Here is a 23828-nt window from a genome sequence, read left to right on the forward strand (position 1 = left end):
GGAAAAGTAGCGTGAATGTGTTATTTACGGCTCATGTACCGCACGAGGCGGTCGCCGCTCATCTGTAAAATCTGCACCAGGGCAATCAGCAGCAGGACGGTGACCACCATCACGTCGGTCTGAAAGCGCTGGTAGCCAAAACGAATCGCCAGATCGCCGAGCCCTCCGCCGCCGATAACCCCGGCCATAGAGGTGTAATCCACCAGCAAAATCGCGGTAACGGTGACGGCGGCAAGCAGTCCGCCGCGTGATTCGGGCAGCAGGGTGTGCCAGATCAGCTGCGCGGTATTGCCGCCCATTGACCAGCTGGCCTCCACCAGACCGTGATCCACCTCGCGCAAAGCGCTTTCCACCAGCCGGGCGAAGAAAGGCGCGCAGCCCGCCACCAGCGGCGGAATGGTGCCCTGTACGCCCAGGGAGGTGCCGGTAATTAAGGTGGTGACCGGGATCATGACGATCAGCAAAATAATGAACGGCAGCGAACGCAGGACGTTGACGCAAAGCGACAGCAGGCGATACAGCCGCGGGGCGTGCAGCAGCTGCGGCTGGCCGGTGAGGTAGAGGACAATCCCCAACGGCAGGCCGAACAGTACGGTAAAGCCCAGCGACCAGCCCAGCATGATTAACGTGTCGATGCCCGCCTGGGTCACATCGCTCCAGTCGATATCGGCAAAAAACTCCAGCACGGGGGCCACCTTAGTTCCAGTCGTGACGCTGTGGGCGAATGCCGTTTAATACCCAGTTGCCGAGCAGCTGATATTTCCAGCGTACCGGGTCGTGCAGGGTGTGAACGCGCGCATTGCGCCAGTGGCGATCGAAGTTATGGCGGTTGCCGGTCGCCCGGGTGCCGCTGAGTTCAAACAGGCGGCTGGCGGCGTCAAGGGCGACCTCGGTGGTGAACACTTTGGCGCGGGCAACGGCGATGGAAGCCTGCGCCACATGCTCTTCGCTGAGATCATGTTTAAACCGGTCGAGAACCTTGCCTGCCTGCTCCAGCAGCGCCTCAGCGGCGGCCAGTCGGCTATCAATCTGTCCGATATGGTAGATGGTGAGCGGATCGTCGCTGGCCCGTTCGACGCCGGCATCAATCCACGGTCGGGCGAACTGGCGAACAAAGGTGATCGTGTCGTTGAGGGCCGCGCGGGCGATCCCGGCATCAATCGCGGCGGTGGTGAGCTGCGCGAAGGGGCCGGCGAGCGTCGGCGTGGCATAAGATTTCCACGTCGGGAAAAGATGGAACGGCGCGACCGCCAGATTCTCCGCCAGCACCGTGCCGCTGGCGGTATTCCGCTGTCCAAGGCAGTCCCAGTCATCGAGCACCGTCAAGCCAGCGCTGTCGCGCGGTACGAAGGCCAGCTGCGCGCGATCGTCGGCGTCCAGCGCCAGAATGCCTATCCAGTGGGCGTAGAGCGATCCGGTGCAATAGCCCTTACGTCCGTTGATGTACAGCGTTTCACCGCGGGTTTCCAGGCGGGTGCGGATATCGAGCACCGTTTTGCCGCCGGTCTCGGAGAGCGCGTTGGCAAAACGATACCCCTGTAACACCAGACCAAAAAAGAAGGCCTGCTGCTCTGCGCTGCCCTGCAAACGAATGTCCTCGAGCAGGCAGTAGTGGTTTTGCGGAATTTGTCCGAGCGACGGATCGGCGGCGGAGATGATGGCAATCACCTGGGCCAGGGTGGCGGCGGAGACCTCGGCACCGCCCCATTGGCGCGGCACCGTGATGCCCCACAGGCCGCTGTTGGAGAAGGTATCGACAATCTCGGGCGCCACCGTCCCGTGACGGTCGCGTTCTGCGGCTCCGGGTTGTAGCCGCTGGGCAATCTCGTGGGCGATGGCGATGGCTTCTTCATCGCTGCCGATGACATGGGCATTCGGCGAATGGCGGGTGTAGCTGACAAGCGATTTACTTTCTGACATACGGATTTCTCGTGGTTAACTAAATGGCTATATGCAAAAAATAGATAACTAAATAACCTATAATTCCAATGTGTTATATGTGAATAGCAAAGGCTGTGCCAGTTCGCGGAGAATTTTTAGATGAGTAAAATCAATTGATTACGTTTCTATTTGCCGGAGGGGCTGCTGCAAATGCAGCTGCGGTGATAGCAGGCTGTTGCATTTCCGACAGCCTGCGTCGGGGAAACTTGCTGCAACAAGCGTTATGTAGTTTTATATATATCGAAAAATGATCATCAGAGGATCGGCAATGCATCTGTTTATGTTCTACGTCGGTGGCAATGCGGGTAAATCGAATATTGAAGTCCATGACATTCAGTTTGTGGTGGCGCGAACCCCGGAAGAGGCGTGGCCTGCGCTGCGCGAGGCCTGGTTTGGCGATGCGGATAAAATCCATATTGACGGCTATAGCAGGATCCGCTGGGCCGATGGTTATGAGGTGACTCTGGCCAGAACGCCTGCTCACGACCGGGTGAAACTGTTCTTTGTTAACGCCGGCGGCTATCGGTCCGACACCCTCGCGGAGCTACATGAATTCGGACTGTTTGCGGCGAGTGATGCGCGGGAGGCGAAGGCGAAAGCGCTGCAGACGCTGCTACGCGGCGCCTGGCAGCAGCATAAGGACAATCTGCAGGCCGTCGATGATTGTCTGCTGCTGGACAAGGTGGGCGACTGGTATCTACACCTGACGCCCAACGCTGCGGGCGAGGCGGCAAAACCCGAGTGGCAAGGCTATCAACCGATTGGGATTTGAAATCCTGTCAGCGCCGGGAGGCATCCTCGCTCATTGCCCGTCAGATTTTGGCCTGATTGACTCGCGCTGAGAGGGCCTGATGGCTCTCTTTACGTTCGCTGTATCGCCCGGCGAGCAGCGGGGTATGGCCTTTCAGCAGCTGGGTTATCTTGAACAGCTCTTCGCTGACGTCGACGATTCTGTCGTACCACGGCGAGGGCTTCATGCGACCCTGTTCATCAAACTCCTGCCAGGCTTTGGGGACAGACGATTGATTCGGGATAGTAAACATCCGCATCCAGCGCCCGAGGATCCGCATCTGATTGACGGCGTTGAACGACTGGGAACCGCCGCACACCTGCATCACCGCCAGCGTTTTGCCCTGAGAAGGGCGGACAGCACCTTCGCTCAGGGGGATCCAGTCAATCTGGGCTTTCATCACCGCGCTCATCGCGCCATGTCGCTCCGGTGAACTCCAGATCATCCCGTCGCACCAGCGCACCCGTTCACGCAGCTCAACCACTTTAGGGTGCGATTCCGGCGCATCATCGGGCAGCGGCAGTCCGGAAGGATTGAAGGTCTGGACGCTGGCGCCCATGGCCGTCAGCAGTCGCCCGGCCTCTTCCGCGGCGAAGCGGCTGAAAGAGCGCTCGCGAAGCGAGCCGTAGAGAATGAGGATGCGCGGTGGCGCCCGATCCGGGAGCTTGTTGGCAAGTTCAAAATCAAAAAATTCATGTTGCAGGGCAGGAAAATCAGCCATGGGGGAACACCTTTTTTTGAGAGCGGTTGTTTCAAAATTTATATATATGATTTAGCATATATATAAATGTCACGCTAAGGAATCGAAAATGCCGCATCCGCTAGAGGTTTTTAAAATATTGTCTGACGCCACGCGCCTGACGATCGTGATGTTGCTCAGGGAGCAAGGTGAACTGTGCGTCTGCGATATTTGCGCGCTGACAGCGGAATCACAACCCAAAATCTCCCGTCATATGGCGATTCTTCGCGAGGGAGGGCTGGTTCTTGACCGCCGGGAAGGGAAATGGGTGCACTACCGTTTGTCGCCGCATATGCCGGCCTGGGCGGCAGAGATCATCGACAGCGCATGGCGATGCCTGCGTGATGAGGTGCGTGCCCGGGTCGCTGACGCTTCACCGTCTTCCTGCTGATGGCGGCTTAATATATCTGTTATTGCATATTTGATGGGGTGAGGAATGCTGCTCGCAGGGACCATTTTTTTATTGACGCTGCTGCTGGTTATCTGGCAGCCGAAGGGACTCAGTATCGGCTGGAGTGCGAGCCTGGGGGCGGCGCTGGCGCTGGCGTTCGGCGTTATTCATCTGAGCGATATTCCGGTGGTCTGGAATATTGTCTGGAATGCCACGGCGGCGTTTATTGCGGTGATTGTTATCAGTCTGCTGCTGGACGAGTCGGGCTTTTTCTCCTGGGCGGCACTGCACGTTGCCCGCTGGGGGAATGGGCGCGGGCGAAGACTGTTTAGCTGGATAATTCTGCTGGGCGCCGTCGTGGCTGCGCTGTTTGCTAACGATGGCGCGGCGCTGATTCTGACCCCCATTGTTATCGCGATGCTGTCGGCGCTGGGTTTCAGCCAGCGCGCGACGCTGGCCTTTGTGATGGCTGCCGGTTTTGTTGCCGATACCGCCAGCCTGCCGCTGGTGGTGTCGAATCTGGTCAATATTGTTTCGGCCGACTTTTTCCATCTTGGCTTCAGCAGTTATGCGGCTGTTATGGTGCCGGTCGATATCGCGGCGATCCTCGCGACCCTGGCGATGCTGCATCTGGTCTTTCGTCGCGATATTCCAGCGGTCTACGATCTGGCCCTGTTGCCTGAACCGGCCAGCGCGATTAAAGATCGCCCGACGTTCCTGACCGGTTGGGTGGTGCTGGTGGCGCTGCTGGTCGGCTTTTTCATCCTGGAACCGCTGGGGATCCCGGTCAGCGCTATTGCCGCTGCCGGCGCGGCGGTGCTGCTGGCGGTGGCGAAAAAGGGGCGAGTCATTCATACGGGCAACGTGCTGCGCGGCGCGCCGTGGCAAATCGTCATCTTTTCGCTGGGGATGTATCTGGTTGTTTACGGTCTGCGCAATGCCGGGTTAACCGACGCGCTCTCCGGCGTGCTGAATGTGCTGGCGGAAAACGGGCTGTGGGTGGCCACGCTCGGCACCGGGGTGCTGACGGCGGTGCTCTCGTCGCTCATGAATAATATGCCGACGGTGCTGGTCGGAGCGCTATCCATTGATGGCAGCACGGCAACAGGGGTGATTAAAGAGGCGATGATCTACGCCAACGTCATTGGCTGCGATCTGGGGCCAAAAATCACCCCCATCGGCAGCCTTGCGACGCTGCTCTGGCTGCATGTTCTGGCGCAAAAGAACAGAGCCATCTCCTGGGGCTACTATTTCCGTACCGGGATCATCATGACCCTACCGGTACTGCTGGTGACGCTGGCCGCACTCGCTTTGCGTCTCTCTTTTTCTCTGTCGTGAGAACCTGATATGAGCAACACCATCATTTATCACAACCCGGATTGCGGCACGTCGCGCAATACGCTGGCCATGATCCGCAACAGCGGTATTGAGCCGACGATTATCTACTATCTCGACACACCGCCGTCGCGGGAAGAGTTAGTGGGTCTGATTGCGGCGATGGGGATAACGGTGCGCGCGCTGCTGCGTAAAAACGTCGAACCCTACGCGCAGCTGGGGCTCGATGATGAAACCCTTAGCGACGAACGACTGATCGAGAGCATGTTGCAGCAGCCGATCCTGATTAACCGGCCCATTGTGGTCACCCCGTTGGGCACACGCCTTTGTCGTCCGTCGGAAGTGGTGCTGGAGATCCTTACCCAGGCGCAGAAACAGCCGTTTCGTAAGGAGGACGGGGAATGGGTCGTGGCGACTTCAGACCAGCGGCAGCCATAAGGTATCCGGCTCGGCAAACCCCGCTTCAACCTGGGCGAAAAAACGGCTGGCGTGCAGCCCATCCACAAAAGCGTGGTTGAATTTACCCGCGACCGGAATGACGCCGTTTTTCAGTTTGCCCCAGGTGAGCGCCGGAACCGCCGCGCCCGTATAATACTCGGCCTGGGTGATGGCGCTAAAATGGAGCCACGGTAGACAGCTGGCGCAGAAAAAGTGCTCGCCCTCGACAATCAGCGGCGCCGGATCGATGGTTTTTGCCGCCTCAATATTCGGCGTCGCCGCGCGGCTAAAGGCGGCGAAGTCGGCGGCATTGTTGCACCACACCTGACGAAACCCTTCCTGGGCGGTCATGACGGGCGTCATCACCGCAATATCATCATATTCAATAATATCGTCGCCTCGCATCCGCTGCTTGAGCTGAGGTACCGCGTTGGCTGCCCGCAGCAGCGCGTAGAGCGCCAGCTGGAAAAAGGAGACCTGGCGATCCTTCGCGCACTCATACAAGCGCTGTGCTTCTACCGGCACGCAGAGGTTAAAGCTGGGGTTGGCAAAAGTGCGATAAAACTCGAAATGATCTCGACGATGCCAGCTCTCTTTATCGATGACATGGTAGGTAGACACGGCGCGTTCCTGCTCAGAATGGGTTGCAGAGATGACTATGCAACGATTTCAATCAGATTGCCATCCGGGTCTTTGATCACCGCTTCATAATAGCCGTCGCCGGTCGTGCGCGGCGGGGAGACTAAAATCCCCTGTGTTTCTGCCCGCTTCGCCAGCGCATCGACCTGCTGCGCGCCGCCGACGGAGATAGCCAGATGAACCCATCCAGTGTGGTTATTGTCCGGCGTGACCGCCTGCAGCCCCGGTTTGCACATCAGCTCAATGGCAATATCTTCGCCAATTTTCACAAAATAAGACTCAAAGCCGGGATTGGTCCGGCTGCAATATTTTTCGTTAATCTGGCCGTTAAAGAAGCTGGTCCAGAAACGGGCCTGTTGTTCAAGCTGCCGGGTCCAGAGCGCGATATGGGCAATTTTCATTTTTACCTCTTTACAGGGTAGGTTGACAGAGCCGGGCGGATGCATGATTATGCTCCTTAATGCTCGGTTAAGATAACTTCAGGAGTTAATGTGCTCGATTATGCAGCTTTCCCTCAGCAACGACAAGCGCTGATTTGTCAGATCCTCCAGGAAAACGGTCGGGTGGTCTGTAGCGAGCTGGCCAGCCGCTTAAACGTCTCCGAGCATACAATTCGCCGCGATCTGCATGAACTTAGCAAAGACGGGTTCTGTAAAAAGGTCTACGGCGGCGCGGTAATGAACCTGCCGGAAGCCGGGGATTACAGCGAGCGGAAAGACAAAAATGCAGCAACAAAACTCAGAATCGCGCAGAAATGCGCAAGGCTGGTGAAGCCCGGCGGCTGCATCTTTATCGATACCGGTACCACCAATCTGGCGATGGCGGAGGCGCTACCAGCCGAACTGGCGTTAACGGTGGTGACCAATTCGCCGGAGATAGCCGCAGAGCTGCTCAAAAAGCCGCTGTATGACGTGGTGATGCTTGGCGGGCAGGTTCAGCGAGCGTCGGGCGGCTGCGTTGGCGCTTCGGCGGTGGCTCAGCTGCAGGGCGTGCTGTTTGATCAGGGGTTTATCGGCGGCTGCGCAATGGCGCCGGAATCCGGTCTGACCGGATTCGACTATGCCGATTGCGAATTTAAAAAAGCGGTGATTAAACAGTGCAGTGAAATTATCGTCGGCCTGACTTCGGATAAAATTCCGGCGGTGGCCCGTTTTGTCGTCGCCCAAAGCGGCGATATCGATGTGCTGGTGGTGGAGGAGAACATCAGTCGCGAGTATCGCGACACGTTCCGCGAGCACGATATCCGCATTTATACCGTCTGACCCCCGCTAAACGCCGCCGCATCGGCGACAGACCTCCTGCTGAGCCGCGCCATCCGGGCGACGGCTGGCAATTATTAATTTGATAAATTACGTCTTCTCACTTTGATAAAATCACCGTCGTTCGGGCGGTGATACGCTCTCCGCATCCTCCGCTGCGCTGATTTTTCCCCGTCGGTGCCTCTTTTTGCGTTTCCAGTCACAAATAATAACCTGCACCACATCCCGGCGGACTTATGGCACAGATATTGGATTTGTTGTCCCGGACGGGTTTTTCCCGTGGGTGAACGGATACTGCATGCAATGGCTAAGTCTGGTTTGCCATCAACGGACAATAATAAGGGGAATATTATGTGCGCTTTACGTTCAGCGTCGCCGGGACGAGTGGATGGCCTGGCGAAAGTCAAAGGAACGGCCATTTATGGTGATGATATCACCCTGCCAGGTATGCTATTTGGTGTCTGCCGCTATGCGGATATCCCGGCGGGCAAAATTGAACACCTTGATTTGAGCGATGCGCTGGCGGTCGACGGCGTGGTGAAAATTGCCACCTGGCAGGATATTCCTGGCACGCCAGCGGTGGGGGTTATCGTGAAAGATTACCTGCCGATCGTCAAAGATGAGGTGGTCTTTCACGGCGACGTGATTGCCGTGATCGCGGCGACCACCTATGAGGCCGCCTGCGAGGCCGCTGACAAAATACACGTCCGCTATACGCCCTATGCGCCGCTCACCGATGTTGAGCAGGCGCTGGCACCCGGTGCCCGGCTGATCCATCCGCAACGCAGCGACAACATTGCCGCGCATCATCATACGATTAAAGGCGATGTTAATAAGGGGTTCGCCGAGGCTCGCCATGTGCTGGAGCGCGAGTATGAAGTGGGCTTTCAGGAGCATGCGTATATCGAGCCGGAAGTGGTGCTCAGCTGGCTGGATCCCACCGACGGCAGCCTGATCATTTCCGGTTCGATTCAGAATCCGCATCGTGTTCGCGGATTCGTGGCCAAATTTATGGGCTGTCCGCAGAGCTTAATTAATATTAAGCGGGCGGTGATGGGGGGATCGTTTGGCGGTAAAGATGATGTGATCGACCATCTGGCCTGCCGTTCGGCCTTACTGACCCACTTAACCGGTCGCCCGGTGAAATTCGCCTATACCCGCGAACAGTCGATTATCGAGAGCTGCAAACGTCACCCCTATAAAATGAAGTATAAAGTGGGGCTCGATGAGGTCGGGCATATTGTCGCGATGAAGGTCGATATTCTCGCGGACAGCGGCGGCTATGCCGCTTCTTCGCCCTTCGTGACCTGGCGGTCTTCGGTACAGGCCGCGGGTCCTTATCGTATTCCTAATGTCCATATTGATGTGAAAGCGGTCTACACCAACAACAGCTATACCTCGGCGATGCGTGGCTTTGGCTCGCCGCAGGTCGTCTACGCCCATGAATCATTGATGGATGAGATTGCGGAATACCTGGATATTCCACCGCTGAAGCTGCGTGAAAAAAACGCGCTACGACAAGGCGATACTTCGATTACCGGCCAGGTGTTTGATAACCACACCGTTTCGGCAATTGAAGTGTTGAATAAGGCCAGCACGTCGGCAGAATTCATGGCGAAACGCCAGCATTATCGTGTGTTGAATCAACAGGGAGGCGTCTGGCGCTACGGTATTGGCCTGGCGCTGAGCTATCGCGGCTGTTCTATCGGTGCGGAAGGGGTTGATACCTCAACGGCGCTGATTCAGGTCAACGAAGACGGCAGCGTTAACCTTTCGACATCAGTATCAGAAAATGGTCAGGGGTTACAGACCACCATGTCGCTCATTGCCGCCGAAGCGTTTGGTATTGGGCTTGAAGACATTCATTTTAGCGAACCGCCAACCTCGGTAATTGGCGATGGCGGATCCACGGCGGCCACGCGCGGAACGATGGTGGGCGGCGGGGCGATTCTCGATGCGGCAGAGAAGATTAAACGACGCATTCTCAGCGTCGTCGGCGACACGCTTGGCACCTGCGAGCTTGCCGATACCCTCTGGTCAGGTGGGTTGATAATCAATCGCCATGACGAAAGCCGACGTATTGATTTTAAAAGCGCCGTCAATAAAACCAAATGGGCCAGCGTCAGTCTCACCGAGTATGGCTGGTTCGTCCCACCGCCGATTCACTGGGATGAGGAAAAAGGCTGCGGCAGTCCGTACTTTACCTGGGTGTATGGCTGCCAGGTGGCTGAAGTTCGGGTGAACACCAGTACAGGGAAAACTGAACTCCTGCATGTGACCGCTGCGCACGATGTTGGGCGGATACTCAATCCGGTGGGGTTTGAAGGCCAGGTCTGCGGCGGCGTCGCCCAGGGGTTTGGCTATGCGCTGCTGGAGGATTTCAATATTGAGCACGGCCAGGTGAAGTCAGAAAACTTTGACAGCTACCTCCTGCCGACCATTAAAGATATTCCACGAATGACGGTTATCGGCGTAGAGAATCCCGATCTTGCCGGACCGTACGGTGCGAAAGGAATCGGCGAGCCGGCGACTGAACTGGCGGCGGCAGCTATCAATAATGCGGTCAGCTTCGCGCTGGGGAAACGCTTTAATAAGTTGCCGCTGACCCTTGAGCAGGTGATCCTCGGTTTCAATCTGAAAAAGCCCGCCCGGCAGAGCGAGTTGATGATTGAGCCTGAAAATAAAAAGCAGGTGCTGCGGCTGACCGACGTGACGATAACCCGTCCACAGAATCTGGAACAGGCGCTGACGCTGCTGGCTCAGGAAGGCGTGAGCGCAATAGCGGGAGGGACGGATGTCATTGTGCAAGGGCGCATGCAAACCCGGGCAATGAAGCTGGTGGATATTTCCCGTCTTCAGGAACTGACCGGGATTACAGAAGATCCCCATAGTCATGAGATGGTCATTGGCGCGGCGATGACCTTTAACCGTATCAGCGAGCATCCGCTGCTGCGCGAGCGTTATCCGCTACTGGTTCAGGCCTGTCACACCGTAGGCTCACATCAGATTCGTAACCGCGCCACCATTGGCGGCAATATCGTTAACGCCGCACCCTGTGGCGACTCCATTCCACCGGCGATACTCTACGATGCGAGTATTGTGCTGCATTCTCTGCGCGGCACGCGGCGGATGTCGCTGGGTGAGTTTCTGCTATCTGGCTATAAAACCCAGCGTCAGCCGGATGAGCTGCTGACTCAGGTGATCCTGCCGCCGCCGGCCAGACCGGAGGCCAGAGGTTTCTATCATCAACTGGGGCGACGTAATGCGCTGAATATTACCCGGCAAAGTCTGAGCGCGCTGCTGGCGCTGGATACCAACGGCTGCGTCGACTACTGCCGGCTGGTGGATGGCGCGCTGTTTAGCAAACCGCAGCGCCTGCCTGATGTCGAGCGTTGCCTGATTGGTCAGCGGTTAGAGCATGCATCGATCGACAGCGCTTGTGCGGTTCTGGAAAAGCTGATCGATGCCGCCATCGGCAAACGCTGGTCCGCGGCCTATAAGCAGCCTGTGTTTATCAGTATGTTCCGCGACATGATGGCGCAGGCGAAGCAAGAATTTGATAAATAACCATTAATTAACGGGGCGTGATATCGCCCCGCACAGGATAGCGCAATGAGCACAATCAAAGTGAAGGTCAATGGCAAGCTGGTGGAAGCGAAAGTGGAAGGTCATATGCGGTTGTTGGATCTGGTGCGCGACACTTTGCACCTGAGTGCCACTAAAGAGGGCTGTTCCATCGGGGAGTGCGGCGCCTGTACGGTATTAATGGATGGTCATGCCGTCTGTTCATGTCTGGTTCTGGCCGGGCAGTGCGATGAGGCGGAAATCACCACGCTTGAAGGATTGAACGATAACCCGCTGACGCAAAAACTGCAGCAGGCATTTGTCGAGAAAGGCGGCGTGCAGTGCGGTTTTTGTACTCCTGGCGTACTGGTGAGTACCACGGCGCTGCTGACTAAAGTGCCGCAGCCGACGGATGAACAGTTGAAAGATGTGCTGGAGGGGAATATCTGTCGCTGTACCGGCTATCAACCGATTCTTGATTCTATTCACCATGCTTTAAAGTCATAGATCGTACAACCCGGGCTAAGGTGTAGACGCCTGGCCCGGGTTGCTCTCTTTTCTGTCTGATAACCTGACCCGCTGATCTAATCGCTCCTGACGACTCCCGAAAGCGGCCGGATCTTTTCCCCGATAAACGTAGCGCAAGCGGGGAACAGTGTTAACCCATTGCGCTTTCGCGCAGGCGGGCTTTCAGCCTGGTGTACTCATCAATCACATACTGCTCGGCGGCGCGCTGGTCGGCGATGCGCTCAACGTTCACGGCACAGTACTTGTACTCCGGCGTTTTGGTTATCGGGCTTAAGTTCTCCGCTACCAGCTCATTACAGGCGCCAATCCACCACTGATAGGTCATATAGACCGCCCCTTTATTCGGCCGGTCGCTGACCTGCGCGCGGGTGATAATGCGGCCTTTACGTGAGTTCACCCACACCAGCGCCTCATCCTCAATACCCAGTCGCGCGGCATCGGCGGTATTGATTTGCGCATAGCCCGGTTCATCCGCCAGCGCGGCCAGCGCCGCGCAGTTGCCGGTCATGGAGCGGCACGAATAGTGGCCTACTTCCCGCACGGTGGAGAGCACCATCGGATACTCGTCGGTGAGCTTATCGATCGGCGCAACCCAGTCGCAGGTGAAGAACTGCGCCAGCCCGTTCGGGGTAGCGAACTTCTCTTTAAACAGATAAGAGGTCCCCTGGTCGGCGTCGGACTCATCGCGGCACGGCCACATCACGTAGCCCAGCTCGCCCATTTTCTCGTAGGTGGCGCCGTAAAAGTTCGGGCACAGATGCCGCAACTCGTCCCAGATCTCCTGGGTGTTGTTATAGTGCATCGGATAGCCCATTCGGGTGGCGATTTCGCTGATGATCTGCCAGTCGGTTTTCAGGTCCCACTTCGGCTCTACCGCCTTAAAGAAGCGCTGGAAGCCGCGGTCCGCTGCGGTATAGACGCCTTCGTGCTCGCCCCACGAGGTGGACGGCAGGATAACGTCGGCCGCCGCGGCGGTTTTGGTCATGAAAATATCCTGGACAATCACCAGCTCCAGCTCTTCAAACGCTTTACGCACGGCAGAGAGCTCGGCGTCGGTCTGCAGCGGATCTTCGCCCATAATGTACGCTGCCCGTACTTCACCGTGCGCCGCGCGGTGCGGCAGCTCGCTGATGCGATAGCCGGTATGCGCCGGCAGGCTCCCGACGCCCCAGGCTCTGGCGAACTTCTCGCGGTTCTCCGGGAATTTCACGTATTGATAGCCCGGATAGGTGTCCGGCAGCGCCCCCATATCGCAGGCGCCCTGCACGTTGTTCTGGCCGCGCACCGGGTTGACGCCGACGCTCGGCTTGCCGAGGTTGCCGGTGAGGATCGCCAGGCTGGTCAGCGAGCGCACGGTCTCCACGCCCTGATAGAACTGGGTCACGCCCATGCCCCACAGGATGGCGGCGGATTTCGCGCCGGCATACATCCGGGCACAGGAGCGGATCGCCTGCGCGCTGACGCCGGTGATGGCTTCCACCGACTCCGGCGTATAGCCTTCGACGATTTTACGATACTCCTCGAAGCCCTCAGAACGGCTGGCGACGAAGGATTTATCGTAGAGATCCTCTTCGATAATGACGTGGCCGATGGCGTTGAGCAGCGCGATGTTGGAGCCGTTTTTCAAGGCAATATGCATATCGGCAATGCGCGCGGTTTCAATCTTGCGCGGATCGCAGACGATAATTTTCGCCCCGTTGCGTTTGGCGTTAATCACGTGATTCGCCACAATAGGGTGTGAGTCGGCCGGGTTGTAGCCAAAGATAAAGACGAGATCGGTGTTATCAATCTCCGTGATGGCATTACTCATGGCGCCATTACCGACCGACTGGTGCAGACCTGCAACCGAAGGGCCGTGTCAGACGCGAGCGCAGCAGTCGACGTTATTGGTACCAATAACGGCGCGCGCGAACTTTTGCATCACATAGTTGGTTTCGTTCCCCGTCCCGCGGGACGAACCGGTGGTCTGAATGGCGTCCGGACCGTACTTCGCCTTAATGGCGCTGAGACGGGTCGCGACGTAGTCGAGCGCCTCCTCCCAGGAGACGGATTCCAGTTTTCCGCCACGCTGACGGCGGATCATAGGGGTTTTCAGGCGCGGGGTGAGGATCTGGGTATCGTTAATGAAATCCCAGCCATAATAGCCTTTCAGGCACAGGGTTCCCTGGTTGTTTTTTCCCATTGCCGCTTCGGCACGAAGGATTTTTTCCTCCTCAACGACCAGCCTGATCTTACAGCCAGCTGCGCAATACGGGCATACGGTAATCACCTTTTTCATTATGATAATTTTCCTCGTCAGAACGAAGCGGAGACAGCGCGATTAAAAGAATAACCAAAAGTCGAAGCGGCTATGGAAACTCAAATTAATGGCATATTGCACCGCTGGCAGGCTCAGCAAACAGAGAACCGCGGTGGCGAAAACCAGGCGTAATAACATGATAAGTGCTCCTGAGTTCGCGGAATGAATGCTCCCGGTAGCGGGATGACGGCGTCAGAGTTATGCATTGACGCCGTAGTCTTTCTCGTTATTCATCGTGTTGCTGCTGTTTAACTTTGCGCATCAGTAACCACATGCGCATCGTACGTGGCTGGCGCTTAACCGCCGGGTTCTCGGGAATCAGCCCCGTGTGTTTGTTGTAACCGTTAAAGAACAGATTGAGGGTGACGGCGCTGAACGTGGCCAGCATGATCCCGCTATGCAGTAGCGGCTGCAGTACTGTCGGGAATTTTGAGAAAAAATCATGCGACAGCGTTGGCGTCAGACCCACGCCAAGGCTGATGGCGACGATATAAAGGTTGTAACGATTAGAGGAGTAGTTAATACGCGCCAGAATGCGAATTCCCGTCGCCAGTACCATGCCGAACATGACCAGCCCTGCGCCGCCCAGCACAAACTGCGGGATTGAGGCGACCAGCACCGCCATTTTCGGCACCATCCCGAATATGATCAGAATAGCGCCGGAAGCCACGCAGACCCAGCGGCTGTGAACGCCTGTGACGCTGACCAGCCCGACGTTTTGCGAAAAAGAAGTGTGGGGGAAGCTGTTGAAAACGCCGCCAAACACCGTGCCGATACCGTCAACGCGCAAACCACGAACGATATCCTGCGGCGTCAGCTTGCGGCCCACAATTTCACCCAGCGCCAGGAACATCCCCATCGACTCAATAAAAACGATGATGACCACGGCGGTCATCGTGATAATCGACACCGGATCGAAGACCGGCGTCCCTAACGCCATCGGAGTGACAATTGCGAACCATTTGGCGTCGTACAGGCCGTTGAGGTTGACTTCATTCATCATCATGGAAAGGCCAAAGCCAAAGACGATGCCTAACAGGACGGCGACATTAGACATAAAACCTTTGGCGAAGCGTGTGACCAGCAGGATAAACAGAAGTACGGCGAAGGAGATGCACAGATAAACCGGATTACCATAGTCAGGATTGCCTTTCCCGCCGGCCGCCCAGTCGATCCCGACCTGCATAATGCTCAAACCGATAGAGGTGATCACCACGCCGGTGACCAGCGGTGGAAATAGTGGCATCAGCCGTCCGATGAGAGGGGCGAGCAGGGTGGTGATGATTCCGGCGCCGATCGTCGCACCGAAAATCCCCAGCAGTCCGATGTCAGGGTGTATACCAATGGCCAGCATCGGCGTGACGGCGGCAAAGGTCACTGACATAATGACCGGGAGACGAATCCCCATAAAACGACCGATACCGATACATTGCAGTAGCGTCACGACGCCGCAGCAAAACAGATCGGAGCTGATCAGTAGCGCCACCGTATCCTTACTTAATCCTAGCCGGTCCCCTATCATTAAAGGCACGGCGACGGCACCTGCATACATAACCAGAACGTGTTGCAAACCCAAAACGACCAGCTTCCCCGGCGACAAGACGCGATCCACCTCATCTGTTGTATGGGGGCTGCCAGAGACCGATGGTGGCTGAGAATCAATGGCGCTCATAACTTTGTTCTCCTTATTATCCGACATTTTCCGCCAGTGCTTCCTGAAAGGCGCGACTGGGGAGAAGGATGAGTAACGATTGAATACACCTGAGGGGAATATGCTTAGGGAGTGCCAGTTTTATGAATTTGAGGCAGAAAGTTGTCGAAATGAGTCGACTGTCACAGAACGCGCCTTTTACGCCGCGACAGGTCAGGATTAAACAACGGATGAGGAAGAGAAGGTTCTCATAATGATAGGAATGAAATCATTATGAATCGCCACATGATTCTGTGCGGCATTTCACTGGAGGTCCCCGGTCGGCGCTGGGAAGGGTGTTTCTTTGAGGCGCTTCTCAAAAATGAACCTGCTACGCGGCAGAACATAAAAAGCGCCTGATTATTGCATCGTGACCCTTGTCATTTTCATAATAATAAAAGGGACGCAAATGAATAGATTTATCGTTGCCGATGCCGCCAGCTGCATTGGCTGCCATGCCTGTGAGATAGCCTGCGTGACTGCGCATCATCAGGATGTCTGGCCGCAGCAGCGTCGTCATTTTCTTCCACGCATCCACATTGTCTTCCACCGTAATGAGAGTCGTGCCGCTACCTGTCATCACTGTAACGATGCGCCCTGCGTAACCTCATGCCCGACGCAGGCGCTCTATTTGGCTAATGACAGTATTCAGCTCCGACAGGCGCAGTGCATCGGCTGTAAAAACTGTGTGATAGCCTGCCCGTTTGGCGCCATCGAAATGACCTCGGTGGCAGCGGATGCGCCGCAGCTGGCGCAGAAGTGCGATTTGTGCAGCGAACATGCCTCGGGTCAGCAGGCCTGCGTGGCAGCCTGCCCGACCCAGGCGTTGAAGCTGATGGATGAGGCCGGTATCAACCGGCTGCGCCGCGAACGACAGATTCGTGCGGCCCAGGGGCTGGCGGTGCAGCCTCGTCAGAGGACGCGACGCGAAGCGTTCCTCGATAAATTACCGCGCGTCGGGGCGAAGAAGATCGCTGCCGAAACGCGAAAGACCCATTTTGCCGAAATCTACCACGGGCTTGAGGCCTGCGATGCGGAATACGAAAGTGAACGCTGCCTCTATTGCGCCCAGAAAGCCTGGTGCAGCTGGACCTGTCCGCTGCATAACCACATTCCGGATTTTATTCGCCTTGTCAATAAGGGCAATGTCATCGAAGCGGCGGAACTGTGTCATCAAAGCAGCTCTTTGCCGGAAATTTGCGGCCGGGTTTGTCCGCAGGATCGTCTATGCGAGGGGGCCTGCACACTGAAAAATGAAGGCGGCTCGGTCACCATTGGCAACCTTGAGCGTTATATCACCGACAGCGCGCTGGCGATGGGCTGGCGACCGAGCGTGGGGCATGTCGTGCCGCGTAAGGAGCGGGTGGCGGTCATTGGCGCCGGTCCGGCAGGCCTGGGCTGCGCTGATATTCTGGCACGCGCGGGGGTACAGGTGGCGGTGTTCGACAGGCATCCTGAAATCGGCGGCCTACTCACCTTTGGTATACCGCCCTTCAAGCTCGATAAAAGCATCCTGCGGGTCAGAAGGGAGATCTTCAGTGAGATGGGGATTACTTTTCACCTTAATCATGAAGTGGGGCGCGATGTGGCGTTCAACGACCTGGTTGCCGGTTATGACGCCGTTTTTCTTGGCGTGGGTACCTACGGCCTGATGGCGGCGGGACTGGAAGGGGAAGACGCAGCGGGCGTGATTCAGGCGCTGCCGTTTTTGATTGCCAGCACGCGTGAAGTGATGGGGCTTGAGGAGAGTCCGGAATATCCGCTGACCGAGATTAAAGGTAAACGCGTAGTGGTGCTCGGGGGCGGCGATACGGCGATGGACTGCCTGCGTACGGCGGTCCGTCGCGGCGCAGCCAGCGTAACCTGCGCCTACAGGCGGGATGAACTGAGCATGCCGGGTTCGAAAAAAGAGGTGGTGAACGCTCGTGAAGAAGGGGTGGCGTTTCAGTTCAACGTTCAGCCGCAGTATATTCTGCGTAACCGCAAAGGCCAGGTCAGCGCGGTTGGGATGATCCGCACCGAAATGGGTGAACCCGGCGCGGACGGGCGTCGTCGTCCGCAGCCGCTTGTCGGCTCAGAGTTTGAGCTCCCGGCCGATGTGCTGATCATGGCGTTTGGCTTCCAGGCACATGATATGCCCTGGCTACGTGGGCACGGGATCCAACTCGATCGCTGGGGGCAGATTCGTACCGGTGGTAAAGGTCGCGGCACGACGCAAACCGACAATGACAAAATTTTTGCCGGCGGGGATGCGGTGCATGGCGCCGATTTGGTGGTTACAGCGATGGTGGCCGGGCGCCAGGCGGCTCACGAGATGCTGGATCTGTTCAGGAACAAGGAGGGGATATGACCAGCTTTATCGTCGCCAGTCCACAGGCCTGCATTGGCTGCCGGACCTGTGAAGTCGCCTGCGCCCTGTCGCATATAGCTGAAGGGGCGGAGTTTCATCCGCGCCTGAAGGTGATGCGTCTCGCTAATCTCAGCGTACCGGTGATGTGTCATCAATGTGAAAACGCGCCCTGCGTGTCTGCCTGTCCGGTTGGCGCGTTAACGATGGGAACCGAGCGGGTTGAAGCCGATGCCGCACGTTGTATCGGCTGCCAGGGGTGCGTGGTAGCCTGTCCTTTTGGGGCAATAACGATTGTGGCCACGGCGGCACATCCGCCGGTGGTGGTGAAGTGCGATCTGTGCGTGGCGCGTGAACAGGGGCCCGCCTGCGTTGATGTTTGCCCGACGGCTGCGCTCAGGGTGATGAGCGCTGAGGCGCTGGCGGCGTTGCAAAAACAGCGAAACGTCGCCACCGCCAGTCTGCTGACGCTGTAGATTTGCTGCAAAAAAAGAACCCGGTGCAGAGACCGGGTTCTTTTTCCTGCCAGAGGCGTCAGGCCAGGGCATCCATTCGCTTCCACATCTTCGCCGCAACCTTTCTGGCTTCGGCAAACACCGGTTCGCAGTCAAAGGTAAACTGACGGTCCTCGTAAACCATGACCCCGTTGACCATGACGCTATGCACGTTGCTGCTCCCCATCCCGAAGGCAATGTGGCCGGCAATATTTTCAGCGATAAACGGTGTGGGCGAGGCGTAATCGCTGATGGTCAGGTCGGCCTTGTAACCGGCTTCAACACGACCAAACTGTGCATTAAAGTTACGACTGAGCAGTTCGTTACCATTGCTCAATGCACGGGCAAAGCTATCCGGCCACAGCGGCCCGCCGGCATCACGGTGCTTGAAGAAGGCAAACTTAAGCTCCTCAAACATATCAGAACCTATACCGTCGGTCCCGAGCGCCAGGTTACGGAACGCCGCCAGACGCTGGTTATAGCCCACATGATTGTTCATGTTAGAACGGGCATTATGTACCAGGAACCCGTCATGCGCATTCAGCAGCTCAATATCCCTGACCGAAAGATACAGCCCGTGGGCGATCAGCGTTTTGCTGTCGAGCAGATCGAAATCAGCCAGCCTGACCAGCAGGTCTTTTGCATAATGATGGTGGCTATGGGAGACATCGTAGCGGTCTTCCGCGGCGTGAATATGCAGCCCGCGGCCGGTTGTCTTCAGGGCCTCGGAGAGCATACTCAGGCCCTCATCCGGGACAGTGAACGGCGCGTGAGCGCCGATATGGGCCTCCACCAGATACGGGGTATCGCCTTTTTCCTTTGCACTATCTATTTCGCGAGCAAAGCGAATGTTTTCCTCAACGCCAGCCCGTAACTCTTTGACGCCACCGTTGCGATCCGTGGTTTCGAAGCAGGTCATTCCGCGTAGCCCCACCTTCAGAAAGGCCTGACGCAGTTGACTAAGCGACCCGGCAATATAATCCGGAGAGGCGTGGTGGTCGATAACCGCGGTACAGCCGCAGCGAATGGCCTCCAGCGAGCAGATGAGTCCGCTGTAGTACAGCGACTCTTCATCCAGCGCCCGGTCGAGCCGCCACCACAGGTTTTTCAGCGTCGAGATAAAGTCCGGACAGGGGGCGATGTTGGCCTGGATACCGCGTGATAAGCCGGAATAGAAATGGTTGTGGGAACATACGTTGCCAGGCATGACCAGGCGGCCCCGCATCTCTTTGATGCTGGCCAGCGGATAGCGCCGACACTGGTCCGCACCAACATCGATAATCGTCTCATTTTCGATAACGATATCGACATTTTCCACGACTTTTGCCGGGTAAAGTTGCACGATAGTCGCATTTTTTAGAATCAGGATACTCATACTTCGACGCCTCCCAGCAGATAGCGATGGTGGAGATGAACATGGCTGATAATGCGGCACATGTCGGTAAGCGGTGGCGGTACGTCGTTAAGCTGACCGCGTTCGTCGATATTCAGCAGCCAGATCCGATCGTTTTGTCGTACGTGAACCTGGTTCGCTTCGACAAGAAAACCCGGGTTGGTGCTGTTGCCGAAATCCTCGGCCAGGCTAAAGATGGTGATTTTGTCTTTGTATGGTTTGCCCTGCCACGGGCAGAACTGGGCGCAGTTACCGCATTCGTTGCAGAAGGCGTCAAGGTGCAAGGTCTGGTAGCGATTCTGGAACCCAGGTACGGCGATTGAGACGTTGGCGCGGTTTGGACAGACATCCACGCACTTGCTGCAGATGTAGTTGCACTCAAGGCAACGGGAGGCCTCCTGGGCCACGAATGCATCGCGATCGTCTTTGTTTACCCTTGCCACGGCAATGGTTCCTTTACGGCGGTAGACTTCCGCCGGATTGACGTTATTCCAGCGTTTATCACCATGGTGACTGAGGATATTCTCGCGGGCCAGAATCGTATCCGTGGCCCGGCGGGCATTGCCGATTGCGGAAACAATGGAAGAGGGGCCGCGCTGCACATCGCCGATCAGGAAGACGTTGGCCTTACCGGTTTCCCCATTGAGATCGACAACCGGCCAGCCATGTTCATTGAGCGGAATACCCATCGCCGCGAGGGCATCGTGATCCTGCTGCTCGCCGATGGCGGTTATCAGGGTATCGACCTGCAGCGTGCAGGTCTCGGCGGTTTGTACCGGGCGGCGGCGGCCCTTTTCATCGGCTTCGCCGAGAGTCATAACGCGCAGCGTCAAGGTGCCATCGGCGTTAAACTCTTCCGGGTTGTTCAGAAAACGGAACTGAACGCCATCAGCAACGGCTTCTTCATACTCCTCACGCCACGCCGGCATCTCCTGTTGTGAACGGCGATAAACGATGGTGGCCTTCTCCACGCCGGGGACGCGCAGGGCCGCGCGGGCGCAGTCCATTGCGGTATTGCCTGCACCAATAATGGCCACATGTTTCCCCAGCTTCAGGTTGTCGCCGCGGTTATACTCCCGCAAAAACTGGAGTGATTTTAGTACGTTAAGGTTATCACCGCGTAGCGGGACGCCGCTGTTCTTATCGGTACCGGTTCCCACCAGAACGTAGTGAAATCCTTCCTGCTGCAGCTTTTCAACGCTCAGATGCGGATCGCAGCCGTAAACCAGATTCACCCCATGCCGGGTCACGAAATCAATATCATGTTCGATCAGCTCTGCGGGAATACGGAATTGTGGGATGATATTGCGTACCACGCCACCGGCGTTGGCTTCGCGCTCAAAAAGCGTCACCGGATGCCCGGCGCGGGCGAGAAAATATCCGGCGGCCAGTCCTGCCGGACCTGCGCCAATCACGGCTACCGGATGTCTGGTGCCGGAACCTGCGGGTTTATGCCAGCGCTGCTGGTATTCATCCCAGCCTTTCTCAAGGGCGATTTTTTTCAATTCACGAATGTTAAGCGCGCTGTCGTAGTCCAGGCGAGTACAGTTGTACTGACACTGATGATCGCAGATATGACCGGTAATGGCCGGTAGGGCATTGCGCTGGTAAATCAGCTCCAGCGCGTCGGCATAACGCTGTTCGCCCATCAGACGAATATATTCCGGGATATCCTGCTTAATGGCGCAGGCGGTAACGCAGGGGGCGACGTAGCAGTCGGTGAGGGGCAGTTTCTCGCCGACATCAATACGGTCATCGGGTTTCCAGTGTTTCTGGGTGTACGCCATGCTGACGGCTTTTTCTGCCAGCGCATTCAATCTTGCGACGTCCACCCGGGTCATCTTCCAGCCGTCAGACTGCTCAAGTTCGCGCATACATTCGCTAAGCCGCAGGTAGCCTCCCGGTTTCAGCAGGTCCGTCGCCATGGTGATTGGATGTATTCCTGTTGCAAAAATTTCGCGAATATTGAGCTGGCTGGCGCCTCCGGAATAGGAGATTGGCAGCTTGCCGTCAAAAGCGCGGGAAAGAAGAGCGGCAACATTGATGGACAGCGGGAACAGCGCGCGACCGGACATATACATCTCATCTCCCGGCAGCGCACCTTTGTTGTTGACGGTGCCGAGGGTATTGGTGAGCTTCACACCGAAGCCGAGATGTCTCTCTTTTGCCAGTTGCATCAGGCGTTCCAGCATTTCTAATGCCCGATCGATTTTCAGATCGTGGTCAAAGGACTCTTCATTGAGGGCGATATAGCCGAAGCCGCAGGTATCAAGAATTTCGCGTACCCGCGAATAGCCGAGAAGCGTCGGGTTGAGTTTGACGAAGGTATTGAGGTTTTTCTCTTCCAGCATATAGCGACAAATGGCTTCAATTTCGTCCGGCGGACAGCCATGCATCGTCGACAGCGTCACGCCGTGTACCAGGGTGGCGGGGATCCGGTGTGCCAGCGTGTCGAGCCGTGGACGGATATCATCGAACCGGAAGCGGAGAAGGAACTTGTCGTCATGCAGCCAGCGGTCGAGAATATCGCGATAGCGGGAAAATTCGGGTTGCTTGCTGGCGTTCATCATGCAGTTGATGAACTGCTGCATCGGCGGCTGCTTGATACCGTCCAGGTTATAACCCACGCTCATATTGAAAATAAATGATTTGCCGCCCTTCATCGGCGTGAGCGGGAAAATCTCTTCCAGCAGGTGCAGAATAAACCAGGCTTTCAGGTACTCATCAGCAGCCTTTTTCAGGGTAAATTCGGTCGACCATTCAGTATTAAAACATTCATCTTCGGCGTCGATACACGGTTTTTCCAGCTCAAGCCGATCGAGGATCTGCACGGTTTTCAGTTCGATAAACCGACCGCCGGTTAACCAGGAGGTGATAATATTTTGCGCCAGCTGGGTATGCGGTCCGGCGGCAGGTCCAACCGGGGTTGCACAACTCTCGCCGAACACGGTGAGTCGATTTGGGTTTGTCGGCGAGTAAAATTGCTGTTCAGGAATACCAAATATCGAGCGATGGTTTTGGTATTCATCAAAGATACGCGTCAATAATGCCTCAAACGGGACGGGACGCATGATATCTCCCATAACCCTCTCCTTAGATTAATCGGTGAACGAATATTATCGGGAAAGCGATCTTTCCGACGAATTGGGAGAGGTGGAGCAACAATCACACCAGTTATTTAGCCATTAAGCTAAGCGGGTGCGAATCTGTGAGAGAGATCTAAAGTTAACGACGCTTTATGAAATACATCACGTTATGCTAATGCGAATTAAAATCACTCACCAAAATGAGCTGTGTTTATTTCTCAAAATCAACGCTTATCTATCACAATGATAATTTACGTTATCGCGCTATGCGCGCCTCATGAGGTGCGATGGCATCGCGACGAGAAACGCGGGCTATTCTGCAGGCGAATAAAATCGGCAGGGGTATCAATATCAAAAATAATTTCCGGATATTCCAGTTCCAGTCGTTGATGCCGACCGCTGAGCAGAGCTTTGCGGACAGATGAACCGTCAGATCGGTTCAGCCGCTGTTGCAAATAGCGGCTGGCAACGAGGATGGGATGGCCCGGTATTCCTTGATAATGCGGAAGGAGCGAACCGTTATAGCGCAACGGCCACATGGTGCGGAACACATCAGCCGTGATACAAGGCAGATCGCCGTGGGTGATAAAGCAGTATTCGCTTGTCACGGCACGGGCCCCGCAAATCACGGATGAGAACAACCCATGTTGATAATCCGCATTATGGGCCAGCGTTATCCTGGGATTGTTGCTATACCGTGTCTGCAGTTCCTGCGCGTGAAAACCCGTCACCAGAATAATACGTGAGCAAAATTGCAGGGCATTTTTAATACTTGCATCAAGTATTGTTCCCTCTTGCCAGGGTAACATCATTTTCCATTGCCCCATTCGGGAGGACAACCCGGCGGCGGTAATAATGCAGTCGATCGGCTTCATAGCTCTCTTTAAATAATGGA

At 56.4% G+C, this 23828-nt stretch carries 19 protein-coding genes; 9 read left to right on the forward strand and 10 right to left on the reverse strand.

Features of this window, described 5'->3' with window-relative positions; genetic code table 11:
- Window positions 1-20: 20 nt before the first annotated feature.
- The gene (locus tag DSD31_RS11130; RefSeq protein WP_015584164.1) at window positions 21-686 is read right to left on the reverse strand and encodes a methionine ABC transporter permease; all 666 of its coding nucleotides are present in this window, start codon (window positions 684-686) and stop codon (window positions 21-23) included.
- Window positions 687-696: 10 nt separating this feature from the next.
- On the reverse strand, window positions 697-1920 hold the full coding sequence (locus DSD31_RS11135; protein WP_113991042.1) for an SfnB family sulfur acquisition oxidoreductase: 1224 nt from the start codon (window positions 1918-1920) through the stop codon (window positions 697-699).
- Window positions 1921-2209: 289 nt separating this feature from the next.
- On the opposite strand from DSD31_RS11135, the gene DSD31_RS11140 reads away from it, so the two are divergent.
- Window positions 2210-2713 carry a DUF1543 domain-containing protein gene (locus tag DSD31_RS11140; protein ID WP_032717687.1) on the forward strand — a complete coding sequence of 168 codons (504 nt, stop codon included), beginning with the start codon at window positions 2210-2212 and terminating at the stop codon, window positions 2711-2713.
- A gap of 40 nt (window positions 2714-2753) precedes the next feature.
- On the opposite strand, the gene arsH is transcribed toward DSD31_RS11140, so the two are convergent.
- Window positions 2754-3452, reverse strand: coding sequence for an arsenical resistance protein ArsH (gene arsH, locus DSD31_RS11145; protein ID WP_032717686.1), 699 nt, complete (start codon window positions 3450-3452; stop codon window positions 2754-2756).
- Between the two features lie 88 nt (window positions 3453-3540).
- On the opposite strand from arsH, the gene DSD31_RS11150 reads away from it, so the two are divergent.
- Genes DSD31_RS11150 through arsC form a run of 3 tightly spaced genes read left to right on the forward strand, consistent with a single transcriptional unit; the run spans window position 3541 to window position 5634 of the window.
- Complete coding sequence (locus DSD31_RS11150) at window positions 3541-3861, forward strand: metalloregulator ArsR/SmtB family transcription factor (protein ID WP_004862888.1); 321 nt, start codon at window positions 3541-3543, stop codon at window positions 3859-3861.
- A gap of 45 nt (window positions 3862-3906) precedes the next feature.
- A complete protein-coding gene (locus DSD31_RS11155; protein WP_004862882.1) occupies window positions 3907-5199 on the forward strand; it encodes an arsenic transporter in 1293 nt (430 codons plus the stop codon).
- A gap of 9 nt (window positions 5200-5208) precedes the next feature.
- Window positions 5209-5634, forward strand: coding sequence for a glutaredoxin-dependent arsenate reductase (gene arsC / locus DSD31_RS11160; RefSeq protein ID WP_044349868.1), 426 nt, complete (start codon window positions 5209-5211; stop codon window positions 5632-5634).
- On the opposite strand, the gene DSD31_RS11165 is transcribed toward arsC, so the two are convergent.
- Window positions 5614-6255, reverse strand: a complete 642-nt coding sequence (locus DSD31_RS11165) for a CatA-like O-acetyltransferase, family 1 (RefSeq protein ID WP_004862878.1) — start codon at window positions 6253-6255, stop codon at window positions 5614-5616. The genes arsC and DSD31_RS11165 overlap by 21 nt on opposite strands.
- A gap of 35 nt (window positions 6256-6290) precedes the next feature.
- Window positions 6291-6674 (reverse strand): VOC family protein, encoded by a 384-nt coding sequence (locus DSD31_RS11170; protein ID WP_015584171.1) that lies wholly within the window; start codon window positions 6672-6674, stop codon window positions 6291-6293.
- 90 nt (window positions 6675-6764) lie between these two features.
- Here DSD31_RS11170 and DSD31_RS11175 point away from each other — a divergent pair, with 90 nt between their 5' ends.
- The 3 genes from DSD31_RS11175 (at window position 6765) to DSD31_RS11185 (ending at window position 11603) form a co-directional block, all read left to right on the forward strand.
- Window positions 6765-7535 carry a DeoR/GlpR family DNA-binding transcription regulator gene (locus tag DSD31_RS11175; protein WP_004862872.1) on the forward strand — a complete coding sequence of 257 codons (771 nt, stop codon included), beginning with the start codon at window positions 6765-6767 and terminating at the stop codon, window positions 7533-7535.
- A gap of 348 nt (window positions 7536-7883) precedes the next feature.
- Window positions 7884-11099: a molybdopterin cofactor-binding domain-containing protein gene (locus DSD31_RS11180; RefSeq protein WP_004862870.1), complete on the forward strand. Its 3216-nt coding sequence runs from the start codon at window positions 7884-7886 to the stop codon at window positions 11097-11099.
- 45 nt (window positions 11100-11144) lie between these two features.
- Entirely contained in the window at window positions 11145-11603 is a 459-nt protein-coding gene (locus DSD31_RS11185; protein WP_004862868.1) for a (2Fe-2S)-binding protein, read from the forward strand.
- 151 nt (window positions 11604-11754) lie between these two features.
- Here DSD31_RS11185 and fdhF read toward each other — a convergent pair whose 3' ends face one another.
- Together fdhF and DSD31_RS11195 are read right to left on the reverse strand one after the other, a co-directional pair.
- The gene (fdhF, locus tag DSD31_RS11190; protein WP_113991043.1) at window positions 11755-13902 is read right to left on the reverse strand and encodes a formate dehydrogenase subunit alpha; all 2148 of its coding nucleotides are present in this window, start codon (window positions 13900-13902) and stop codon (window positions 11755-11757) included.
- Window positions 13903-14149: 247 nt separating this feature from the next.
- Window positions 14150-15595: a nucleobase:cation symporter-2 family protein gene (locus DSD31_RS11195; protein WP_004862857.1), complete on the reverse strand. Its 1446-nt coding sequence runs from the start codon at window positions 15593-15595 to the stop codon at window positions 14150-14152.
- Between the two features lie 427 nt (window positions 15596-16022).
- Between DSD31_RS11195 and ygfT the strand changes: the two genes are divergently transcribed.
- Entirely contained in the window at window positions 16023-17963 is a 1941-nt protein-coding gene (gene ygfT, locus DSD31_RS11200; RefSeq protein ID WP_113991044.1) for a formate-dependent uric acid utilization protein YgfT, read from the forward strand.
- Window positions 17960-18436 carry a 4Fe-4S dicluster domain-containing protein gene (locus DSD31_RS11205; RefSeq protein WP_048025211.1) on the forward strand — a complete coding sequence of 159 codons (477 nt, stop codon included), beginning with the start codon at window positions 17960-17962 and terminating at the stop codon, window positions 18434-18436. Before ygfT ends, DSD31_RS11205 begins: the two co-directional genes overlap by 4 nt.
- A gap of 58 nt (window positions 18437-18494) precedes the next feature.
- Here the strand turns inward: DSD31_RS11205 and ssnA are convergent, their stop codons facing one another.
- The 3 genes from ssnA to DSD31_RS11220 all read right to left on the reverse strand — a co-directional run bounded on the left by ssnA (window position 18495) and on the right by DSD31_RS11220 (window position 23808).
- Window positions 18495-19829, reverse strand: a complete 1335-nt coding sequence (gene ssnA, locus DSD31_RS11210; protein WP_113991045.1) for a putative aminohydrolase SsnA — start codon at window positions 19827-19829, stop codon at window positions 18495-18497.
- Entirely contained in the window at window positions 19826-22930 is a 3105-nt protein-coding gene (ygfK, locus tag DSD31_RS11215; RefSeq protein ID WP_015584177.1) for a putative selenate reductase subunit YgfK, read from the reverse strand. Before ygfK ends, ssnA begins: the two co-directional genes overlap by 4 nt.
- A 278-nt stretch (window positions 22931-23208) precedes the next feature.
- Complete coding sequence (locus DSD31_RS11220; RefSeq protein WP_004862839.1) at window positions 23209-23808, reverse strand: NTP transferase domain-containing protein; 600 nt, start codon at window positions 23806-23808, stop codon at window positions 23209-23211.
- Window positions 23809-23828: the final 20 nt, after the last annotated feature.

Source organism: Klebsiella sp. X13 (assembly GCF_003323835.1).
In the GTDB taxonomy this organism is placed as follows: Bacteria; Pseudomonadota; Gammaproteobacteria; order Enterobacterales; family Enterobacteriaceae; genus Klebsiella; species Klebsiella ornithinolytica.

Coding starts and splice junctions, on each gene's coding strand:
- DSD31_RS11195 (WP_004862857.1), bottom strand. CDS start 15,595: ATGAGCGCCATTGATTCTCAGCCACCATCGGTCTCTGGCAGCCCCCAT.
- DSD31_RS11135 (WP_113991042.1), bottom strand. CDS start 1,920: ATGTCAGAAAGTAAATCGCTTGTCAGCTACACCCGCCATTCGCCGAAT.
- arsC (WP_044349868.1), top strand. CDS start 5,209: ATGAGCAACACCATCATTTATCACAACCCGGATTGCGGCACGTCGCGC.
- DSD31_RS11205 (WP_048025211.1), top strand. CDS start 17,960: ATGACCAGCTTTATCGTCGCCAGTCCACAGGCCTGCATTGGCTGCCGG.
- DSD31_RS11180 (WP_004862870.1), top strand. CDS start 7,884: ATGTGCGCTTTACGTTCAGCGTCGCCGGGACGAGTGGATGGCCTGGCG.
- ssnA (WP_113991045.1), bottom strand. CDS start 19,829: ATGAGTATCCTGATTCTAAAAAATGCGACTATCGTGCAACTTTACCCG.
- DSD31_RS11150 (WP_004862888.1), top strand. CDS start 3,541: ATGCCGCATCCGCTAGAGGTTTTTAAAATATTGTCTGACGCCACGCGC.
- DSD31_RS11220 (WP_004862839.1), bottom strand. CDS start 23,808: ATGAAGCCGATCGACTGCATTATTACCGCCGCCGGGTTGTCCTCCCGA.
- arsH (WP_032717686.1), bottom strand. CDS start 3,452: ATGGCTGATTTTCCTGCCCTGCAACATGAATTTTTTGATTTTGAACTT.
- DSD31_RS11140 (WP_032717687.1), top strand. CDS start 2,210: ATGCATCTGTTTATGTTCTACGTCGGTGGCAATGCGGGTAAATCGAAT.
- DSD31_RS11170 (WP_015584171.1), bottom strand. CDS start 6,674: ATGAAAATTGCCCATATCGCGCTCTGGACCCGGCAGCTTGAACAACAG.
- ygfT (WP_113991044.1), top strand. CDS start 16,023: ATGAATAGATTTATCGTTGCCGATGCCGCCAGCTGCATTGGCTGCCAT.
- DSD31_RS11155 (WP_004862882.1), top strand. CDS start 3,907: ATGCTGCTCGCAGGGACCATTTTTTTATTGACGCTGCTGCTGGTTATC.
- ygfK (WP_015584177.1), bottom strand. CDS start 22,930: ATGGGAGATATCATGCGTCCCGTCCCGTTTGAGGCATTATTGACGCGT.
- DSD31_RS11185 (WP_004862868.1), top strand. CDS start 11,145: ATGAGCACAATCAAAGTGAAGGTCAATGGCAAGCTGGTGGAAGCGAAA.